This window comes from Arthrobacter sp. UYP4, from assembly GCF_057291175.1.
The window spans coordinates 1,735,735-1,754,893 of sequence record NZ_JBXAVU010000001.1; the positions used below are offsets into that span (position 1 = coordinate 1,735,735).

Below are 19,159 nucleotides of genomic sequence, written 5' to 3' on the forward strand. Positions count from 1 at the left end.
AACAGCGTGGCGCGGTTCGGGCGATACGCCTCAGGCGGCGAAGAGCGCTTCGCGCACCGCGTGCTCGAAACCACTGACGTGGATCCGCGCGAGTTCCGCGGCCCGGGCCTCGTCTCCGTCGATGACCGCGCGCAGCAGGTCCACATGCTCGTGCACATGACGGGAGAGGTCGGGCAGGCGGTCCAGGACCATGCACCAGATCCGCGTCGCCAGATTGTCGTAGCGGATCAGGACGTCCTCGAGGTGGGGGTTGCCGGCCGCCGCGTAGATGCCCTGGTGCACGCGGGCATCCAGGCGCAGGGTCTCGACGACCGAAGCAGCACTCGTGTCGAAGGACTCGACCGCGCGGATCACGGCGCGCAACTGCTCCTTCATCGACTCCGTCGCCACCCGCGCTGCCCGGGAGGCGGCAAGCGGCTCGAGCTGGGTGCGGATCTCGGAGATGAACGCGAGGTCGGTGACCTCCACCCGGGTGGCGAAAGTACCCCTCCGTGGATAGGAGACGACGAGGCGGTCCAGCTCCAGCCGCTTCAGGGCTTCACGCACCGGGGTCCGGCCGACGCCGAGGTCCTTGGCGAGGGCGTCGTCGTTGATGAGGTCGCCAGGCTTGATGTCGAGCATCAGCAGCCGGTCCCGGATGCGCTCGTAGGCCACATCGGCCAACGACCTCTTTGCCTCATCGGCGGCTGCCAGAACTTCCAAAGCCATGACGCGAATCCCTTTCCCCTTCGAGCCGGGAGGGCTCTTGACCCTCACCGCATCACCAGTATACGCTCTCATCCAATCGTAATATATCAGTGTACGACGTTTGAATATATTCAGAAGGAGGAGACATGACCCTAGTGGCGACAGATTCATCGACCAGCACGCTGCCCCAGTCGGAGGCCCGTGCGGAAGACCAGACGCAGAGGTTCGTGCTGACGCTGTCATGCGTCGAACGTGCGGGCATCGTCCAGGCAGTCACCACCTTTCTCTTCGAACGTGGCTTCAACATCGACGAGCACCAGCAGTTCGATGACGGCCTCCGCCAGACACTGCATCTGCGCTCCGCCTTCTCGGGCTCCTCGGCCTACACCCCGGAGCGGCTCCAGGAGGAGTTCCGCCCCATCGCCGACCTCTTCGACATGAAGTTCAGCTTCCATGACCAGACGAAGCAACGCATCCTCGTGATGGTGTCCAAGTTCGGCCACTGCCTGAACGACCTGCTCTTCCGCTGGCGCGGCGGCAGCCTGGGGGGTGAGATCGCCCTCGTGGTCTCCAACCATGAGACCCACCGGGCCATGGCCGAGGCCGCCGGCCTCCCCTTCATCTACCTCCCGGTCATTCCCGAGACGAAGTCGGATGCCGAACGCCGCCTGCTGGAACTGGTGGACGAGCATGACATCGACCTCGTCGTGCTGGCCCGGTACATGCAGGTCCTGTCCGACGACCTCTGCCGCGCCCTCGAGGGTCGTGCGATCAACATCCACCATTCGTTCCTACCGGGATTCAAGGGTGCACGCCCCTACCACCAGGCCTACGATCGCGGCGTGAAACTGGTCGGCGCAACGGCCCACTACGTGACGGCGGAACTGGACGAAGGGCCCATCATCGAACAGGAAGTGATCAGGGTGGACCACAGCTATGGACCGACCGCCCTTTCGACGGTCGGCCAGGACGCCGAAGCACTGGCTCTCTCACGCGCGGTGCGGTGGCACTGCGAGCACCGCGTGCTGCTGGACCGGACCAGCACCGTCGTGTTCCGGTAAGCACGAGCCCCCAGACCAGCACGGACAACCCATGGATATCAGCAGGAGAAGCCACATGGCATCGACGCCAAACATCGTCATCATCGGAGCTGGGATCGTCGGCACGAACCTCGCGGACGAACTGGTCACCCGGGGATGGAACACCATCACGGTCCTGGACCAGGGGCCCCTGAACATGCCCGGGGGTTCCACGTCCCACGCCCCGGGTCTCGTCTTCCAGACGAACCCCTCGAAGACCATGGCCTCATTCGCCAAATACACCGTCGAGAAGTTCCTGTCCCTGACCGAGGACGGCGTCAGTTGCTTCGACCAGGTCGGAGGCCTCGAAGTCGCCACCACAGAGGCACGCCTGGCGGACCTGAAGCGGAAGCTCGGATATGCCGCTTCCTGGGGAATCAGTGGGAAGATCCTCTCCAGCGCCGAGTGCAAGGAGCTCTACCCGCTCCTGAACGAGGAGGACATCCTGGGCGGGCTCCACGTCCCGACCGACGGCCTGGCCCGTGCCGCCCGTGCCGTCCAGCTGCTGATCAAGCGCACGGAAGCCGCAGGCGTCCAGTACCTGGGCAACACCACGGTCACGGGCATCGAGCAGTCCGACCGTCGTGTGACCGGGGTCGTGACTCCGGACGGTGTCATCCCCGCCGACATCGTGGTCTCCTGCGCAGGCTTCTGGGGCGCCAAGATCGGCGAGATGATCGGCATGGTCGTCCCCCTCCTCCCCCTGGCCCACCAGTACGTGAAAACCACTCCGGTGCCGGCCCGCACGGGCCACAACGAACTTCCCGACGGAGCGTCGCTGCCGATCCTGCGTCACCAGGACCGGGACCTCTACTACCGCGAACACGGCGACCGCTACGGCATCGGTTCCTACGCGCACCGTCCCATGCCCGTGGACCTCGATGACCTGGGCTCCTACGACCCGGCCGGCATCAGCGACCACAACATGCCCTCCCGTCTCGATTTCACCCTGGAGGACTTCCTCCCGGCCTGGGAGGACACCAAGCAACTGCTTCCGGCACTGCGGGAATGCGAGATCGAGGACGGCTTCAACGGCATCTTCTCCTTCACGCCCGATGGCGGGGCCCTGGTGGGTGAGTCCAAGGAGCTCGACAACTTCTTCGTGGCCGAAGCCGTCTGGGTGACCCATTCGGCCGGTATCGCCCGGGCCGTCGCTGAACTCCTGACCACCGGCACGTCCCAGATCGACCTCGGTGAATGCGACATCCACCGTTTCGAAGAGGTCCAGCTGACCCCCGAGTACGTCAGCGAGACGTCCCAGCAGAACTTCGTGGAGATCTACGACGTCCTGCACCCGCTGCAGCCCAAGCTGTCCCCCCGCAACCTCCGCGTCAGCCCTTTCCACGCCCGCCACAAGGCCCTGGGCGGGTTCTTCCTGGAGTCCGGCGGATGGGAGCGCCCCTACTGGTTCGAAGCGAACGCGGACCTGCTCAAGGAGATGCCGGCCGAGTGGCAGCCCCCGGCCCGCGACGCCTGGTCCGCGATGTTCAGCTCGCCCATCGCAGCCGCTGAAGCCTGGAAGACCCGCACCGCGGTGGCCATGTACGACATGACCCCACTCAAGCGCCTCGAGGTCTCCGGACCGGGAGCACTGAAGCTGCTGCAGGGGCTCACCACCGGGGACCTGTCGAAGAAGCCCGGGGCAGTCACCTACACCCTCCTGCTGGACAGCGCCGGCGGCATCCGGAGCGACATCACCGTGGCCCGGCTGAGCGAGGACACCTTCCAGCTCGGAGCCAACGGAAACATCGACACCGCCTACTTCGAGCGGGCCGCACGCCACCAGACCGAGAGCGGAACCGCCGGCGACTGGGTACAGGTGCGCGACACGACAGGCGGCACCTGCTGCATCGGCCTGTGGGGCCCCCTCGCCCGGGACCTGATCAGCACTGTCAGCAGCGACGACTTCTCCAACGACGGTCTTCGCTACTTCCGGGCCAAGCAGGTCGTCATCGGCGGCGTCAGCGTGACTGCGATGCGCTTGTCCTACGTCGGCGAGCTGGGCTGGGAACTGTACACGAGCGCGGACAACGGCCAGCGCCTCTGGGATGCCCTGTGGAAAGCCGGGCAGCCCTACGGCGTCATCGCCGCGGGTCGGGCCGCCTTCAGCTCGCTGCGCCTGGAGAAGGGCTTCCGCTCCTGGGGCACCGACATGACCACCGAGCACGACCCCCTGGAAGCCGGCCTCGGATTCGCCGTGAAGATGACCAAGGAGGACTTCGTCGGAAAGGCTGCCCTGGAAGGCCGCACCGAGGAGAACTCCGCCCGCCGCTTGCGCTGCCTGACGGTCGACGACGGACGGAGCCTCGTACTGGGCAAGGAACCGGTCTTCTACAAGGACCAGGCAGTCGGCTACGTCACCAGTGCCGCCTACGGCTACACGGTCGCCAAACCGATCGCCTACGCGTATCTTCCTGCCGACGTCAGCCTCGGGGACTCGGTGGAGATCGCGTACTTCGGACGGCGCATCCAGGCCACCGTCACCGCGGATCCCCTCTACGACCCCACGATGACCAGGCTCCGCGGCTGAGCGACCCCGCCGTGCCGGGCCGGCCGGCGCCGTTCGCAGGCTTCGTCGGGCGGGGAGCAGTAGCGATTGCCACTACTGTCCGTACCGTTCTCGGTGCGACTTCTCCCGCATCCGCCCGTACTGGGCGGGTACCTGTCCGGACTACAGCACAGCCCTGATGTGGTTCTCGAAATCGGTGACGTGGCGGCTGGTCAACCGCGCAGCAGCTTCGGAGTCCCCCGCCGCGATATGTTCGAGCAGCTCGATGTGCTGGGCGATGTGCTCGGACACCGGCGGGAGCTTTTCGAGCACCAGGCTCCAGATCCGCGTTGCGAGGTTGTCGTATCGGATCAGCACGTCCTCGAGATGCCTGCTTCCGGTGGCCCGGTAGATCATCCGATGGACCCGCATGTCCAGCCGCATGAGATCCTGCTGGGACTGCATCCCCGGCAACAGCTGCCCGACGTCCCGCGCAAAGTCCCGGAGCTCGCTCCGGAGCTGCGGCGAGGCATGTCGCGCAGCCCGCGCAGCTGCCGCCGGCTCCAGGAGCTGTCGGATCTCGGAGATCTCGGCCAGGTCCGTGATGTCCACGCCGGCGGCGAACGTTCCGCGTCGGGGGTAGGCCACCACCAGATGGTCGCTCTCCAGCCGTTTCATGGCTTCGCGGATCGGCGTCCTGCCGACGCCGAGTCGGCGGGAGATGACGTCGTCGTTGAGGGGCTCGCCCGGCTTGATGTCCAGGACGATCAGTTCGTCGCACAGAATCCGGTAGGCGAAGTCGGCGAAGGATTCGTCGTCCTGCCTCAGCGGCGCGGCCGGATCCTCCGCCTGCACCGGTGCTCCGCCAGCGTCTGCCATCTCCAGGTCTCCTCCCGATGAGCCCCGGGCCTCGACGCCCCAGTTCCCGATCCATCCTATTCGCGCGCCCGACCTATGGACGTGCACCCCGCCGTGATCTAAAGTATCACTGATATATCAACGCTCCCGGGCAGGACATATCAGCGTTAATCCTCTGAACACGAAAGAAGTGTGTTCATGAAACATGATCCCCCGAAGGTGGAGGGGGTGAACCCACGAAGTTCACCTCGTCGGCGGCAGCATCGTGACCGTCGGATCATTCGAGGCCGCACCTTTTCCGCTCGGGCCGACGTCCGAGGGCCGCGGCCGATCGCAGACTCATGCCTCACCGAGCAAAGGACCCGCTCATGGCTTTTGATAGTGACCTGAAATCCCACGTACCCGAGGAGTTGCCTGCGGACGAAGGCGCCGGAGGAGACAGGCAACCTGCTGCCCTCGACCCGGAGGCAGGAGTCGCACCCGTGGCCGACGCTGTGTCCGACGCCGGGTCCGACGCCGAGTCCGAACAAATCCTCGACGAGCTGCGTCACGCCAGGACCGAGCAAGAAGTCGCGGACCGCCGGAACCACAAGCTCGTTCTCGACAAGGTCACGTTCGGCATCACGGGCGCCATCGCCATCGCCTTCGTCATCTGGGGCTTCGCCGGCCGCGACAGCCTGTCCAGCACCTCCACCGGAGCCCTCAATTGGGTCATGGAGTACACCGGATGGTTCTTCATGCTCATGGCATCGCTCTTCGTGGTCTTCGTCCTGTGGCTGGCCGTGGGCAAGTTCGGCAACATCCCGCTCGGCAAGGACGGCGAAAAGCCGGAATTCCGGACCATCTCCTGGGTCGCGATGATGTTCGCCGCGGGCATGGGCATCGGGCTGATGTTCTACGGCGTGGCCGAACCGCTCTACCACTACATCTCCCCCCCGCCCGGAACAGTGGATGGAAGGACACCCGCAGCGATCCAGACGGCCATGGCCACCTCGATCTTCCACTGGACCCTGCACCCCTGGGCCATGTACGCCGTCGTGGGTATCGCCATGGCCTACGGGACCTACCGGCTGGGCCGCCGCCAACTGATCTCCGTCGCCTTCACGTCTCTTTTCGGCGTTCGGACGGTCGAAGGGCCGGTCGGGAAGTTCATCAATATCCTGGCCATCTTCGCCACCCTGTTCGGCACCGCCGCGTCGCTGGGCCTCGGCGCCCTGCAGATCGGTAGCGGCATGACATCCAACGGTTGGTTCGGTGAGATCGGCACTCCCGTGCTCGTGGCGATCGTCGCCGTCCTCACCCTGTGCTTCGTCGCCTCTGCCGTCTCCGGGATCAGCCGTGGCATCCAGTGGCTCTCCAACATCAACATGGTCCTGGCCGTCGTCCTTGCACTGATCGTCTTCGTCGCCGGACCCACCCTTTTCATCCTCAACCTGGTCCCCTCCGCGGTGGGCGACTACGTGCGGGACCTCGCCGAGATGTCCTCCCGGACCGAAGCGGTCGGCGATGAGTCACTGCGTAGCTGGATGACCAGCTGGACCATCTTCTACTGGGCCTGGTGGGTGTCCTGGACGCCTTTCGTAGGCCTCTTCATCGCCCGCATCAGCCGCGGCCGCACCATCCGCCAGTTCGTCACCGGTGTGCTGCTGGTGCCCAGCCTCGTCAGTGTGCTCTGGTTCGCCATCTTCGGAGGCGCTGCCTTCAACGTCCAGCAGGAAGCCGACGAAGCCAACACGCCCGGCCTGGTCACCGTGGTCGACGGGACACCGACCGTCAACTTCGACGGGGCGCTGTTCGACCTGGTCAAGAACCTGGGCATGGCCGACTGGGCCACCGGTGCCGTGATCGTGCTGGCCATGGTCCTGGTCGCCATCTTCTTCATCACGGGCGCCGACGCTGCGTCCATCGTGATGGAATCACTCAGTTCCAATGGCGCCGAGCACCCCCGCCGCGCAGTCGTCATCTTTTGGGGCTGCCTCACCGGCGCCGTGGCGGCGGTCATGCTGCTGGCAGGCGGAGATGAACCATCCGAAGCCCTGGCAGGCCTGCAACGGATCACCATCGTTGCAGCGCTACCGTTCGTCATCGTCATGCTGCTGCTCTGCTTCGCCCTCACCAAGGACCTGCGTCGGGACCCTCTCTCCTTGCGGCGTCGCCTGGCCACCTCCGTCGTGGAGCGGGCCATACGCACCGGCGTGGAACAACACGGCGGCGCTCAGTTCGACCTCGTGACGAAGCATGAGTGCGCGGAGAAGTGCTCCGACTCGGAGTGTCCCGGAGGGCCCGCGACGGGAATCATCCCGACCGTCGAGCACAGGGGCTCCAGACCGTCCAGTTGATGGCTGCGCAGCTCGAGTAGCAACCCACCTCGGCGGCATGCGGCCTGTCCCGGCCCATGCCGCCGAGGCATACGCAGGGCCGGCACGCCGCCGCCTCTCGCTCCCGCGACGGACTCCTGAACGCCTGCCGCGTCGGCAGCCCATCGCGGTCCGTGGTGTCAGGGATCGTCGCGGGGCCGGGCGGTGAGGATCCGGCGGGCGCGGGCCTGCAGGATGCCGAGCGCCTCCTGGATGAGGGGCGATGAGAGGCTGCCCCTGCGCACAGCAGCGATGATGCGCCGTGAAGGCTTCCCCCTGCCGGTGATGCGTAGTCGAACCACCTTCTCGGCACTGTGCAGCGGCGCCAGGCGCGGCAACAGGCCCACGCCGAGTCCCGCGCCGACGAAGGCGATCTGGGTCTCCCATTCGACGGCCTCATGGGCGATGCGTGGCGTCATCCCGACTGCCGTGAAGGCCGCCGTGAAGAGGGAGCGGTAGGTGGAACCAGCAGCGTCGGTGATCCAGGTCTCCGACGCCAGTTCTTCGAGCGCCACCGTTTCCCGGGATGCGAACGGATGATCGGCGGGGATGATGACGTCCAGGGGATCGTCGAGGAGAAGTGTCTGCTCGAATCGCGAATCGTTCTCCACCGAGGAGTCCGACTGCATGGCGACGACGACCGCCAGGTCGATCCGCTCGGCGACCAGCAAGTCGAAGCAGCGCGTCGGGTTGGCCTCGAGTACCTGAACCTTCAGCAGAGGGTGTGTCGACCGGAGGGTGGCGGCCAGCGGCGCGAGCAATTGGGCGGCCGCCGTGGAGAATCCGCCGAGCCCGAGAGTGGACTGCATCCTGTCGCCGGCCTCCATGGCCGCAGCGCGGAGGCTCTCCCACTCCATGAGGAGGGTGTCCGAGCCCTCCACGAGGAAGCGGCCCGTGGCGGTCAGCCGTATGCCGCGACCGTCCTTGGTCAGCAGCTGCATTCCGAGTACGCGCTGGAGCTCCCGCAATTGCGAGGAGACGGCGGAGGGAGAGTAACCCGTCAGTTCCGCGGTGGCACTGATGGTGCCGCATTGGGCGAACACCCGGAGGGTTATGAGCCGTGGGTCGATCATGCACCCATGGTGCACTGTCCTCACCGGATTGTTGCGCTTTTATCGCAATGTGAATGGCCCTAACCTCGTGACAATACCGTTATCGGCTCCGCCTGTTCCGCCCGTGATCATTCTTGCGACCTGCACAGTTACCCCGTCCTTTTGGAGGAACCCATGTCTGCTCCAGTGAACGTGCCCCTCGACACACGCGGGAGACTTGTTTCCTCGGTGCCTGCCGAGCAGCTGGCAGAAATCAGCGAGTTGTTCGGTTTCCGGCGCGTTGGATTTTCGCTCGATGCCCCCTTCTACACCGATCCGACGATCTTCAGCATCGACATGCAGGCCATCTTCGGCCGGCACTGGATCTTTGCCGCCAGCATCGCCGAGCTCCCGGAGCCGGGCGACTACGTCACCGTCGACTACGGGCCCTACTCCCTGATCGTGCTGCGCAATGACGACGGCGGCGTGAACGTGCTCCACAACGTATGCCGCCACCGCGGCGCCCGCGTCCTGACCGAACCCGCGGGGACCACGGGAAACCTGGTGTGCGGTTACCACTCCTGGACCTACTCCCCCGAGGGCGATCTGATTCACGCCTCCGCACCCGGGGAGACGACGTTCGACAAGGGCTGCTTCGGCCTCAAGCGTGCCTCCAGCCGCGTGGTCGCCGGACTCGTCTTCGTCTGCATCGCCGACGAACCGCCGACCGATTTCGACGAGACCTCGAAGATCTTCGAGCCCTACCTCGCACCCCACGATCTGGCGACGACGAAAATCGCCTACCAGCAGAACATCATCGAAGAGGGCAACTGGAAGCTCGTCATGGAGAACAACCGTGAGTGCTACCACTGCGACGGCCACCCGGAGCTCGCCTGTTCCCTCTTTCCCACCTGGGGCCTGACGGAGGGGCTGATCCCGGCACACCTCGAGGAAGTGTGGGACCGCAACAAGGAAGCGCAGTCCTCGCTCGAAGAGCGTTGCCGCCGCTACGGCCTTCCCTACGAGGTCGTCGAGGAGCTCGACACCCGCGTGGCGGGAATCCGCATCTCCAGGGAATCGCTCGACGGCGACGGCGAATCGTTCTCCCCCGATGGGCGCCGGCTCTCCAAGAAGCTGCTCGGTGACCTGCGGGACTTCCGCCTCGGTCGCTGCTCGATGCACCTGCAGCCCAACAGCTGGTTCCATTTCCAGGGGGACCACGTCATCACATTCGCAGTCTTCCCTGTCAACGAGCACCAGACACTGGTACGCACCACCTGGCTGGTGGCCGACGACGCCGTGGAAGGCATCGACTACGACCTGGAGAAACTCACCTATACCTGGAAGCAGACGAATCTGCAGGACAAGGCGTTCGTGGAACTGTGCCAGAAGGGCGCCGGCAGCCCCGCCTACGAGCCCGGCCCGTACATGAAGAGCGAATACCAGGTGGAGGCGTTCATCAACTGGTACGTGCAGCGCGTGCAGGAGCAGATGGCATGACCGAACCCCGGGCCGACACGGCAGCCCAAGAACCCCAGCGCATTCGCGGTCTCGAGATGCCTTGGAACAGGGTGATGAGCAGCACCGAAGGACCGGCCGGTGCCGCCCGCGCCTTGGGCCCCTGGCATCCGCAGGAGTTCCTGGCCGAATGTGTCGAGGTCGTTCCGGAGGCGGGCGGGATGATGACCTTCGTGTTCCGCCGCTCCGACGGGGCGCCTTTGGCGTTCCGCGCAGGCCAGTACGTGAACGTCGCCTTTCCCGTGCACGGTGAGGACCAGGACGCCGTGGACCGCAGCTACTCCCTGTCCAGTTCACCCACCAAGCCGTGGACCTTCGACATCACGGTCAAACGCGACCCCCTGGGACTGGTCTCACCATGGGTGCACGAGAACGTCCGACCCGGTACGGTCCTCGAGATGCTCGGCCCGATCGGGGCATTCCACCTTCCTGACGCCGACCGGAGGGCGAGATACCTGCTGCTGGCTGCCGGTGCAGGCATCACCCCCATCATGTCGATGGTGCGGACCATCCACTCGCTGCCCGGGAAGGCCGATGTCATCGTGCTCTACCACGGAGCGGCGGCCGGAAACTTCGGTTTCCACAAGGAACTGGCCTACATCGTCTCCGTGGACTCACGCATCAGGGTCTTCTACTCACTGGGAGACCGCCAGAAACCAGAGGGGTGGGAATGGCTCACCGGGAGGCTGGCGGCGGACATGCTCGACGAGGTGGCCCCCGATGCGAACGGCCGGCAGGTCTATGCCTGCGGCCCCGAGGCTTACCTGAACACTGCCGCCGAACTCCTCGAGAAGGTCGGCGTCGACGACACCTCCGTCCACATGGAGTTCTTCTCGGGAGACCGCCAGACGCTCCTCGAATACGAGGTGGAGCTCGCGCACGCAGTGGATATGGCGGAGGAGATGGCGGAGGAGATAGCCGGTTCCGCCGAGGATCACTACGAGAGCCGGCCCAGCGCCTTCGGGCTCTACGAGCCCGGCTACGACGCCGAGGGAACCCTGAAGGCCACGGGACTGCCGCTGGAAACCTTCGACCCGCATGCGCCCGGCCCCGAGGCCCCCGACGGCAGTCCGCACGGAGGGCCGGACGCGGTGCCCCCCGATGCCTCGAGCTTCGACACGGTCGGGACGGGGAACCTCACCCTGTCCTTCCTGCGCACCGGCGTCAATGTGCGGATCGACCCCACCGAACATATCCTCGGGGTGGCCCAGCGTGCCGGCGTCCGGATCGGCGCGAACTGCAAGGAAGGCATGTGCGGCTCCTGCAAGGTCGTCAAGCTCTCCGGGGAGGTCGAGATGAACCACCAGGGCGGGATCCGGGCACGGGAGATCGACGCCGGCAAGTTCCTGCCCTGCTGCTCCACCGCGCGGACCGACCTCGTGATCGATGCGTAGCCCTTTCCAGCTGCCCTCCGCCGTAGATCTCCTGTGCGGTGCGCGCCGTCCCTGCCGGCGGCGTCTCCCCCACGCAGGGCCCGACCCGGGTAGATTCTCTGGAGTCGGAGCGGCTGGAGGATCCCGGACGCGCACACCAGGGGAACGCAGGTCGTCATGGGTATCTTCAGCCGCCGGGGAGCATCCGGCCGCGTAGCGGGCAGGGACCCGATCGCGGCCTTCTGGCAATGGTGGGCCGACGACGGCGAGGAGCTGCTGACGACCGCCACGAGGGCCGGGGACTTCGACGCCTACGTCGACGTCGTGACGCGGCACGTCAGGGCGATCGCCCGCGGCCTCGAATGGGAGACGCGGTCCGGCGCCGAAGCCGAGCACACCCTCTGCGTCTCCAGCGGCGGGGACGCCTCCCTGCGGCCGGTGGCCGAGCGGTGGTACCGCGCCGCCCCACCGCCGAGCAGCCGCTGGTCCTTCGTGCCCGCCCGCAGCGCCAAGCCGGACATGCTGGAGTCGATCATCACCTACCGCGGCAGGACCTTCGACCTGAGTCTCACGCGCGTGCACGCGGCGGTGGCCCGCGCGGGTGACGGCTTTATCCTGTCCGTGCACAACCCCGGTTTCACGGGGCAGTGGGACGACGAGCACGGCCTCTGCGTCCTGCTGCTCGAGTGGCTGCTCGGCGAGGACGACGTCGAGCGCTGGGTACGCCGTGTGGACTGCCTCGTCCACGACGTCCAGGACAGCATCCCCGCCGCCGAGCTGCCCGCACGCGTGGCGGAGCTGGCGCAGGCATCGCCGGAACCGCACTGGCTGCTCATGCAGGGGACACTGGGATCCGGCGACCCCATCCTCGTGCGGGTCCTGCGGCCGCTGCGGTGGATCGACCACCCGCGCTTCGACCTCCACACGGCGCTGCGCATCCCGTTCGACGCCGACGAGCAGGGACTCCCCCGAGCCGCGGCGTCCGACGACCTGGGCGGGCTCGAGGACAGCCTGGTGCGGGCCCTCGGGATGCGGGGCATGCTCGTGGCGACAGAGACCTCGAAGGGCGCCCGGACCTTCCACTTCTACTCGGACGCCGAGGACCAGAACGGCCGGGACGCCCTCGACGCCGCCGCACGTGAGCGCCGGTCCGTCACCGCGAGGCACTCGCTCGACCCGGGCTGGAGGAAGGTGCAGGACTTCGCCTGACCGTCCGCATCCCGCCACCCACCGGCGGGGCCGCAGGCCCCGGACAGCTAGGCGTCGGCCGTCCCGAACGCGGAGACGGTGATGGCGGCGATGCGGCGGCCGTCGGCGATCGCGGTATCGGCGTCGGCGCCGCGGAGGATCATTCCCAGGACCCCTGTGTAGACCAGGACGAGGTGCTGTGCCAGGTTCTCGGATCGGCCGGCTCCGACCAGGCCGGCAGCAAGCTCCCCGAGCCTGTCGGCCAGCAGCCGTGTGTCACCCGCCAGGATGTCCTCCAGCTCGGGCCCGCGGGACGGCGCCTCGGCGGTGACGCCGAGGAAGACGCACCAGCGCGACGGGTGGAGGCTGCGCCGGTGCTGGGCCAGCGCGTCGAAGACTGCGAGCACCTTCTCCTCGGGTGTGTCCGCAGCATCGATGCACTGCTGCCACGTGCGGTCCCATGCCGAGAGCCGGCGCTGGAGGGCCTGGGTGATGAGACCCTCCTTGTTCCCGAAATGCGCGTACAGGGTCGCCGGCGACACCCGGGCGCGCTCGAGGATGGCATCGACGGGGGTGACGGTGACACCCTGCATCGAGACCAGTTCTTCTGCTGCATCGAGGAGTCTCTCCCGTGCGGATGGTTGCGTCGTCACGCCACAAGGATATAACGTCCGTTTCAATGAAACGATCGTTATGGTCCCGCCGTCCGGCACCCTCCACCGGGTTCGCCGTGTCGGCCGTCGCCCTCATCGCCGCCACCTACGGCCTGGCGCGCCTGGGGTACGGCCTGTTCCTGCCCGCCTTCTCCGCGTCGTTCTCCCTGTCCCCCACTGTGGCCGGGCTGACGTCGTCGGGCGCCTCGGTGCTGTACTGCGTCTCGGCGGCCCTCGGCTTCCGGTACGCACCCGGCCATCCCCGCGCCGTGACCCTCCTCGCCGGTCTCTCGGCGGCGCTCGGCAGTATCGGAGTGGCCTGCGCCCAGGACACGGCGATGTTCACCGGTGCCGTGCTCCTCGCCGGAACGGGTGCGGGGTTCGCGTCGCCGGCCCTGGTGGAGCTCGTGCAGCGGAACACCGCCCCTGCCCGGGAGGGGAGGCTCCAGTCGGTCGTCAATTCGGGGACGGGGTTCGGCGTCGTCGCCGCGGGCATCCTGTCCCTCGTGCTCGGCGACGCCTGGCGGATCGCCTGGCTCCTGATCGCGGGCATCGCCCTGGCCTCGGTGCTGTCCGTCCTGCGCCTGGACAGGATCCTGGCAGTACCGGCCGGGAACGGCCCGCGGAGACGCGAGGCGCCGTCACTGGTCGCGCGATCGAGCGTCCGGGGGCTCGGCAGGCCGCTCGCCGGCGCCTTCGTCTTCGGCCTCGGCTGCGCCGCCGTGTGGGTGTACGGACGGGCGACCCTCGAGGAGAGCGGCATGACCGCGTCCATGTCGGCCGGCGCGTGGATGGCGCTGGGGGCCGGCGGCGCCTGCGCGATCCTGGCCGCCCGCTGGCTCGCGGACCACCGCATCCCGACCACCTGGTCGGTGACGGCCCTCGGCACGGCGGGGGCGACAGCGCTTCTCGGGACAGCGGCCGGCAATCCCGTCCTCGCGTACCTGGCGGCGGCTGTCTTCGGTCTCGCCTACACGGCGGCGACCTCCGTCCTGATCCTGTGGGCGTCGTCCGTCGCCGAGAACAGCGCGGGCGGAACGTCCCTGCTCTTCACCGCGCTCGTCCTCGGACAGGCGGCCGGGGCCCCCCTCGTGGGTTCCCTGATCGAGGCCGCCGGTCCCGCACTCGCCTTCTCCGCGGCCGCTGTCGCCTGCGCAGCCGGCACCGTCGTCACCGCCGGGCCGGCCGCAGCGACCCACCTCCGGACCGGCCGACGGGCAGACGTGTCGTCGTGACCGGCAGCCGCGGGTCGTCGGCAGGCCCGCCGCCGCGTCCCGCCACCGGCCCTCGGCGCACGACGGTCAGAACGCCGACGACGGCAGGTCCCGCTCACCCTCGCGGATGGCGGTGACGATGCGGCCCGCGACGGCCACGGGGTCCTTGCCCTGCGGCAGCTTCGGGGCCGAGCCCGCGATGGGCCGGGCGGCCAGCCCGGTCTCCGTGTGCGGCGGCCGCACGTCCAGGATCCGGACACCCTGCCTCCGGAGCTCGAGCGTGAGGGCTTTGCCGTAGGCGCCGAGGCCGGCCTTCGTCACCGAGTACGCGGCCATACCCGCCGTCGGGCTCTCCGCGACGACGGCGCTGATCTGCGCGATGAACGAATCCCGGGCGAGCCTCGGCGCGATGTCGCGCACGAGCCGCATGTAGCCGAGGAGGTTCACGAGCAGGAGCTCGTCGAGGGTGTCGTCATCCACCTCGACGGCGGGGCCGAAGGCGACGACGCCCGCGGCGAACACCATGCCGTGGAGTTCGCGGCCGTACACGGCAGCGGCGATGTCCCCAGGGCCCGTCGGCCGGCCGAGATCCGCGGCGACCTGCCCGACGACGGCGTCGCCGAGTTCGTCCGCGAGCTGCGCCAGCTTCTCCTCCGACCGGCCGGTCAGGGTGAGCTGTGCGCCGTGCGCCGCCAGCTGCCGGGACAGCTCCGCACCGAGCACCCCGGTGGCGCCGACGACGAGGACGTGGGAACCGCTCAGCTCAGTCATTGGCAGAGTGTAGCAACGCACCGGCACCGCTCCGGGCGTGCAGCGGCGCCACTACAGTGTGGGGATGGGCGAGATGCAGAGCTGGCAGTCGATGGTGGACACGAACGCGGCCCGACTCCTGCGCACCACCGGCCGGACGCCGGCGGAATGGGCGGCTGAAGCACGGCAGGCAGGGGTGACCAGCCGCGAGGACCTGTCCCGATGGCTGAAGGGCCAGGGCGTCACGGGGTACAACCTCATGAGCGTCGACTGGGAGGTCTTCGGACTGCCCGACTTCTTCCTCCGCTCCGCCGACGAGCTGTACGACGCGCAGTACCAGGACCGGCCGCTCCTGAAGCCCATCGCGGACCGCCTCATCCTCTGGGCTGCGGAGACACCGGGGGTCGTGATCCAGATGCGCAAGACCTATGCGGCGCTGCAGACCACCCGGCGCAAGTTCGCGCAGATCACCCCGGGCACCAGGACGGCGGTGGACCTGTACTTCCGTCTGGCGGTACCGGAGCTGCCCGGCCTCGAACCGGTGCGGGCGAATGATCCGTTCGCGTGGCGCGTGCGCCTCCGCGCCGTGGACGACGTCGACGACGCCGTCCTGCAGGCGCTCACTGTTGCGCTGGAGGATAGCCTCGCGCGTTCCTCCGCTTGAGGTCCTCGAGTTCCTGCTGGGCCGCGGCGTCCGCTTCGAGCTCCTCGAACGCCTGCTGCAGGCGCGGCGACGAAGGATCTGTCCAGGACAGCTCCTCACGGGCCTGGGCCTGCGCCTCGAAGCGGCGCACCTCGAGCTCGGCGTTCCGGCGCGCGGCGTCGATCGCCGCGGCCTCCCTCGACGACGACGCCAGAGCGTCGTGCACGCCGATGGCGGCCTGGGCGGCCGCGCGCCGGGCGAGCAGGGCGTCGTACTCCATCGCGTTCTGCTGCACACGCTGTTCGAGCCGCTGCACGTCGTCGTGGAGCCGGCGGGCCTGCTGCTCCGCTTCGTGCAGTTGCCGGGTCAGCGTCTCGAGACGCCGTCGCGCCGTCATCGACTCCCGGATCGCCGCCCGGGCGGCGTCGTCGTCGCCCCGCTGCACGGCGGCGGCCGCAGCAGCCTCGACCCGGTTGAGGTAGGCGGCGGCCTCGTTCGCGGCGAGGCCCACCCGGTGATGGTGGGCTGCGACATCGGCCGCTCCACGCCTCGCCTGGTCGAGCAGCGAGCGCTGCGCCAGTTGGGCGTTCTGCGCCTGGACCCGCGGATCCTGCTTCGCTTCGGTCGCCGCATTGCGGTTGGCCTGCACGATGCGCGTGATGCGGCGTTTGATCGACACGGTCGGACCCCCGGGGTGACTGGATGGAGTGTGCTACCTAGTGGAACCGGTCACCAGCCCTGCCGGTTCCCGTAACTGTCCCGCCACGTGCTCATGGCGGAGATCTCGGTGCGGAGGCGGCTGGTGGCCTGATCGAGCTGGAGGGTGTCGATGGACCGCGACGTCTGGAGGAGGCAGCGGCGGAGATCGGCGGAGAGGTCGTCGAGGGCACGCGCCTGAGCGGCCAGATCCGTGGTCAGCTCCTGCTTCAGAGTCCGGTTCGGCTCGCGGTCCGCGACCCTCAGCAGGTGTTCGAGGGAACCCGCCGCCCGGTCGATCTCGGCAGCGGCCCGGGGCAGGTCACCGACCGGCCGCCCCTGCGCCGCGGCCTCGGCGAGCGCGAGATGCGTGGCACGCGAGGAGCGCTTGAGCTCACCGATGAGCCGGGCGGGTTCACGGGTGAGGCGGTCGGGCGCGTAGGCGCGGGCGGCCAGCAGTCCCCGGTCCCTGGTGCGCTCGATGATCCGCGACCGACGGACCTTCCGCACCACCAGCCAGCCGGCAACCCCGGTCCCGGCACCCATGGCTGCCAGCACGCCGGCGCCGATCGCCAGGGCTTCGACGAAGGTCTCAAGCACGACACGACTCCGGAGTCTGTTCCATCCCTCCAGTCTGCCCGCGTGCCGGGACAAATTCCACCCGGGGTCCCGGCACCGGACGGGTCCTCGCCCTGCTCCTCGCCCTGAGCGCCGACCATCGGGGGAACTGTAGTTGTAAACGTTTACACCGTACCGCTCAGTAGTCTGGTGATCTCCTGTCAATTTCCGCAGGAAATGCGCAAGGACAGTAGGCTGAACATTGGAAGCGCTTCCATCGTTTGGTCTCAACGGGTCTAGGATGATCGACATGTCTGAGATCGCCCCCGTCCTGCACGGCGAGCACCTGTCCACGTCCGCCGCGTTCCATGCGCCCCTGCACGCCGCCTCCGAGGACGACCGGTGGTGGCGCTCCTCCGTCATCTACCAGGTGTATCCGCGGTCGTTCCGGGATTCGAACGGCGACGGCATGGGTGACCTCCCCGGCATCACGGCGGAGCTGGGGCGCCTCGCGGACCTCAGCATCGACGCCGTCTGGCTGTCGCCGTTCTACACCTCGCCCCAGCGCGACGGCGGATACGACGTCGCCGACTACTGCGACGTCGATCCCCTGTTCGGCACCCTGGCCGACTTCGACGCGCTGGTGTCGCGCGCCGACGCCCTCGGCATCCGCGTCATCGTGGACCTGGTGCCCAACCACTGCTCCAGCGACCACGTCCTCTTCCAGGCCGCCCTCGCCGCTCCCGCGGAATCGGCGGAGCGCGGGATGTTCGTCTTCCGGGACGGCCGGGGCACCGACGGCAGCGAACCGCCCAACAACTGGCAATCGCACTTCGGTGGCCCCGCGTGGACCCGCACCGTCGACACGGACGGCATGCCCGGCCAGTGGTACCTCCACCTCTTCGACTCCTCCCAGCCCGATTTCAACTGGGACAACCCCGCGGTGCGCGCGGAGTTCGAGAGGGTCCTGCGATTCTGGCTCGATCGCGGCGTCGGCGGCTTCCGCGTGGACGTGGCCCACGCCCTCGTGAAGGCGCAGGGGTTGCCCGACTGGGGCGGACGCGCCGACGGTTGCTCGTCCGAGGGCTTCCCCGGCTGGGAGGCACCCATGTTCGGCCAGGACGAGGTCCATGCGATCTACCGGCAGTGGCGCGGCATCCTCGCCGAGTACGACGGCGAGCGCATCCTCTGCGCGGAAGCGTCGATCGACCCCCTGCCCCGGCTCACCGACTGGGTGCGGTCGGACGAGATGCACCAGGCCTTCAATTTCGCCTACCTCCACCACCCGTGGAACGCGCACAGCCTGCGCCATGTCATCTCGTCATCGCTCACCGCCTTCGATGCCGTCGGCGCGCCCACCACGTGGGTGCTGAGCAACCACGACGTCGTCCGGCACACCAGCCGCTTCGGCCTCGCCGAGGGCGCTCCCCGTGGTGGTGACGGGATCGGCCGGTCGGACGCGCAGCCGGACACGGGAACAGGTCTCGCCCGTGCCCGCGCCGCGTCGCTCGCGATGTTCGCCCTGCCCGGCGGCATCTACCTGTACCAGGGCGAGGAGCTCGGCCTGCCGGACCACACCGCCATGCCCGACGCCGCGCGGCAGGATCCGACGTTCGTGCGCACCGGGGGCGAGCGCCTGGGCCGCGACGGGTGCCGGGTCCCCCTCCCGTGGCGGGCCGGGGCGCCGTCGTTCGGATTCGCGGACGTGGACGGTTCGGCGCCGTGGCTGCCGCAGCCGGAGGACTGGGCCGGGTACGCGCGCGACGTGCAGTCGATGGACGACGATTCGACGCTGTCGCTGTACCGCACGGCCCTCCGGCTCCGCCGCGACCTGCGCCTCGGAGCCGGTTCGCTGAGCTGGTCCCGCGCACTCGAGGCGACCGACGTCGTCGCCTTCCGGAACGGCGACGTCCTCGTCCTCCTCAACATGGGCGAGTTCGCGACCCCGCTGCCGGAGGGCACGGTGATCGCGGCGAGCACGCCCGGCGCGGCCGACGGCGGGCACCTCGTACCAGACGCCTGCGTCTGGATGCTGACCAGCGCCGGATAGCGGATCCATGCCTGAT

General features: G+C 68.2%; 16 protein-coding genes. 9 read left to right on the forward strand and 7 right to left on the reverse strand.

Features of this window, described 5'->3' with window-relative positions:
* Positions 1 to 30: 30 nt before the first annotated feature.
* A complete protein-coding gene (locus tag AC0Z9V_RS08130; RefSeq protein ID WP_208739291.1) occupies positions 31 to 708 on the reverse strand; it encodes a GntR family transcriptional regulator in 678 nt (225 codons plus the stop codon).
* A gap of 125 nt (positions 709 to 833) precedes the next feature.
* On the opposite strand from AC0Z9V_RS08130, the gene purU reads away from it, so the two are divergent.
* Together purU and AC0Z9V_RS08140 are read left to right on the forward strand one after the other, a co-directional pair.
* Entirely contained in the window at positions 834 to 1,748 is a 915-nt protein-coding gene (purU, locus tag AC0Z9V_RS08135; RefSeq protein ID WP_133081256.1) for a formyltetrahydrofolate deformylase, read from the forward strand.
* Between the two features lie 55 nt (positions 1,749 to 1,803).
* Positions 1,804 to 4,296 (forward strand): GcvT family protein, encoded by a 2,493-nt coding sequence (locus AC0Z9V_RS08140; RefSeq protein ID WP_485141205.1) that lies wholly within the window; start codon positions 1,804 to 1,806, stop codon positions 4,294 to 4,296.
* A gap of 141 nt (positions 4,297 to 4,437) precedes the next feature.
* On the opposite strand, the gene AC0Z9V_RS08145 is transcribed toward AC0Z9V_RS08140, so the two are convergent.
* A complete protein-coding gene (locus AC0Z9V_RS08145; RefSeq protein WP_485141206.1) occupies positions 4,438 to 5,133 on the reverse strand; it encodes a GntR family transcriptional regulator in 696 nt (231 codons plus the stop codon).
* A gap of 347 nt (positions 5,134 to 5,480) precedes the next feature.
* Between AC0Z9V_RS08145 and AC0Z9V_RS08150 the strand changes: the two genes are divergently transcribed.
* Positions 5,481 to 7,451: a BCCT family transporter gene (locus AC0Z9V_RS08150; protein WP_485141207.1), complete on the forward strand. Its 1,971-nt coding sequence runs from the start codon at positions 5,481 to 5,483 to the stop codon at positions 7,449 to 7,451.
* Positions 7,452 to 7,609: 158 nt separating this feature from the next.
* On the opposite strand, the gene AC0Z9V_RS08155 is transcribed toward AC0Z9V_RS08150, so the two are convergent.
* Positions 7,610 to 8,542 (reverse strand): LysR family transcriptional regulator, encoded by a 933-nt coding sequence (locus tag AC0Z9V_RS08155; RefSeq protein WP_485141208.1) that lies wholly within the window; start codon positions 8,540 to 8,542, stop codon positions 7,610 to 7,612.
* A gap of 153 nt (positions 8,543 to 8,695) precedes the next feature.
* Between AC0Z9V_RS08155 and AC0Z9V_RS08160 the strand changes: the two genes are divergently transcribed.
* The 3 genes from AC0Z9V_RS08160 (at position 8,696) to AC0Z9V_RS08170 (ending at position 12,600) form a co-directional block, all read left to right on the forward strand.
* Entirely contained in the window at positions 8,696 to 10,000 is a 1,305-nt protein-coding gene (locus tag AC0Z9V_RS08160) for an aromatic ring-hydroxylating oxygenase subunit alpha (RefSeq protein ID WP_208739339.1), read from the forward strand.
* On the forward strand, positions 9,997 to 11,412 hold the full coding sequence (locus AC0Z9V_RS08165) for a flavin reductase family protein (RefSeq protein WP_485141209.1): 1,416 nt from the start codon (positions 9,997 to 9,999) through the stop codon (positions 11,410 to 11,412). Before AC0Z9V_RS08160 ends, AC0Z9V_RS08165 begins: the two co-directional genes overlap by 4 nt.
* A 156-nt stretch (positions 11,413 to 11,568) precedes the next feature.
* Positions 11,569 to 12,600: a DUF695 domain-containing protein gene (locus AC0Z9V_RS08170; RefSeq protein WP_485141210.1), complete on the forward strand. Its 1,032-nt coding sequence runs from the start codon at positions 11,569 to 11,571 to the stop codon at positions 12,598 to 12,600.
* A 47-nt stretch (positions 12,601 to 12,647) separates the two neighbouring features.
* On the opposite strand, the gene AC0Z9V_RS08175 is transcribed toward AC0Z9V_RS08170, so the two are convergent.
* Complete coding sequence (locus AC0Z9V_RS08175; RefSeq protein WP_208739789.1) at positions 12,648 to 13,232, reverse strand: TetR/AcrR family transcriptional regulator; 585 nt, start codon at positions 13,230 to 13,232, stop codon at positions 12,648 to 12,650.
* Positions 13,233 to 13,258: 26 nt separating this feature from the next.
* On the opposite strand from AC0Z9V_RS08175, the gene AC0Z9V_RS08180 reads away from it, so the two are divergent.
* Positions 13,259 to 14,467: an MFS transporter gene (locus AC0Z9V_RS08180; RefSeq protein ID WP_485141211.1), complete on the forward strand. Its 1,209-nt coding sequence runs from the start codon at positions 13,259 to 13,261 to the stop codon at positions 14,465 to 14,467.
* 66 nt (positions 14,468 to 14,533) lie between these two features.
* Here the strand turns inward: AC0Z9V_RS08180 and AC0Z9V_RS08185 are convergent, their stop codons facing one another.
* Positions 14,534 to 15,217, reverse strand: coding sequence for an SDR family NAD(P)-dependent oxidoreductase (locus tag AC0Z9V_RS08185; protein WP_485141212.1), 684 nt, complete (start codon positions 15,215 to 15,217; stop codon positions 14,534 to 14,536).
* Positions 15,218 to 15,281: 64 nt separating this feature from the next.
* On the opposite strand from AC0Z9V_RS08185, the gene AC0Z9V_RS08190 reads away from it, so the two are divergent.
* On the forward strand, positions 15,282 to 15,860 hold the full coding sequence (locus AC0Z9V_RS08190; RefSeq protein ID WP_208739785.1) for a hypothetical protein: 579 nt from the start codon (positions 15,282 to 15,284) through the stop codon (positions 15,858 to 15,860).
* Here AC0Z9V_RS08190 and AC0Z9V_RS08195 read toward each other — a convergent pair.
* Positions 15,817 to 16,518, reverse strand: a complete 702-nt coding sequence (locus AC0Z9V_RS08195; RefSeq protein ID WP_133081268.1) for a PspA/IM30 family protein — start codon at positions 16,516 to 16,518, stop codon at positions 15,817 to 15,819. The genes AC0Z9V_RS08190 and AC0Z9V_RS08195 overlap by 44 nt on opposite strands.
* Positions 16,519 to 16,568: 50 nt before the next feature.
* Positions 16,569 to 17,135 (reverse strand): hypothetical protein, encoded by a 567-nt coding sequence (locus tag AC0Z9V_RS08200; protein WP_133081269.1) that lies wholly within the window; start codon positions 17,133 to 17,135, stop codon positions 16,569 to 16,571.
* A gap of 268 nt (positions 17,136 to 17,403) precedes the next feature.
* On the opposite strand from AC0Z9V_RS08200, the gene AC0Z9V_RS08205 reads away from it, so the two are divergent.
* Positions 17,404 to 19,143, forward strand: a complete 1,740-nt coding sequence (locus tag AC0Z9V_RS08205; RefSeq protein ID WP_208739784.1) for a glycoside hydrolase family 13 protein — start codon at positions 17,404 to 17,406, stop codon at positions 19,141 to 19,143.
* The last annotated feature ends 16 nt before the right edge of the window (positions 19,144 to 19,159 follow it).

Coding starts and splice junctions, on each gene's coding strand:
- AC0Z9V_RS08170 (WP_485141210.1), top strand. CDS start 11,569: ATGGGTATCTTCAGCCGCCGGGGAGCATCCGGCCGCGTAGCGGGCAGG.
- AC0Z9V_RS08130 (WP_208739291.1), bottom strand. CDS start 708: ATGGCTTTGGAAGTTCTGGCAGCCGCCGATGAGGCAAAGAGGTCGTTG.
- AC0Z9V_RS08190 (WP_208739785.1), top strand. CDS start 15,282: ATGGGCGAGATGCAGAGCTGGCAGTCGATGGTGGACACGAACGCGGCC.
- AC0Z9V_RS08155 (WP_485141208.1), bottom strand. CDS start 8,542: ATGATCGACCCACGGCTCATAACCCTCCGGGTGTTCGCCCAATGCGGC.
- AC0Z9V_RS08150 (WP_485141207.1), top strand. CDS start 5,481: ATGGCTTTTGATAGTGACCTGAAATCCCACGTACCCGAGGAGTTGCCT.
- AC0Z9V_RS08165 (WP_485141209.1), top strand. CDS start 9,997: ATGACCGAACCCCGGGCCGACACGGCAGCCCAAGAACCCCAGCGCATT.
- AC0Z9V_RS08160 (WP_208739339.1), top strand. CDS start 8,696: ATGTCTGCTCCAGTGAACGTGCCCCTCGACACACGCGGGAGACTTGTT.
- AC0Z9V_RS08205 (WP_208739784.1), top strand. CDS start 17,404: ATGTCTGAGATCGCCCCCGTCCTGCACGGCGAGCACCTGTCCACGTCC.
- AC0Z9V_RS08180 (WP_485141211.1), top strand. CDS start 13,259: ATGAAACGATCGTTATGGTCCCGCCGTCCGGCACCCTCCACCGGGTTC.
- AC0Z9V_RS08140 (WP_485141205.1), top strand. CDS start 1,804: ATGGCATCGACGCCAAACATCGTCATCATCGGAGCTGGGATCGTCGGC.
- purU (WP_133081256.1), top strand. CDS start 834: ATGACCCTAGTGGCGACAGATTCATCGACCAGCACGCTGCCCCAGTCG.
- AC0Z9V_RS08145 (WP_485141206.1), bottom strand. CDS start 5,133: ATGGCAGACGCTGGCGGAGCACCGGTGCAGGCGGAGGATCCGGCCGCG.
- AC0Z9V_RS08185 (WP_485141212.1), bottom strand. CDS start 15,217: ATGACTGAGCTGAGCGGTTCCCACGTCCTCGTCGTCGGCGCCACCGGG.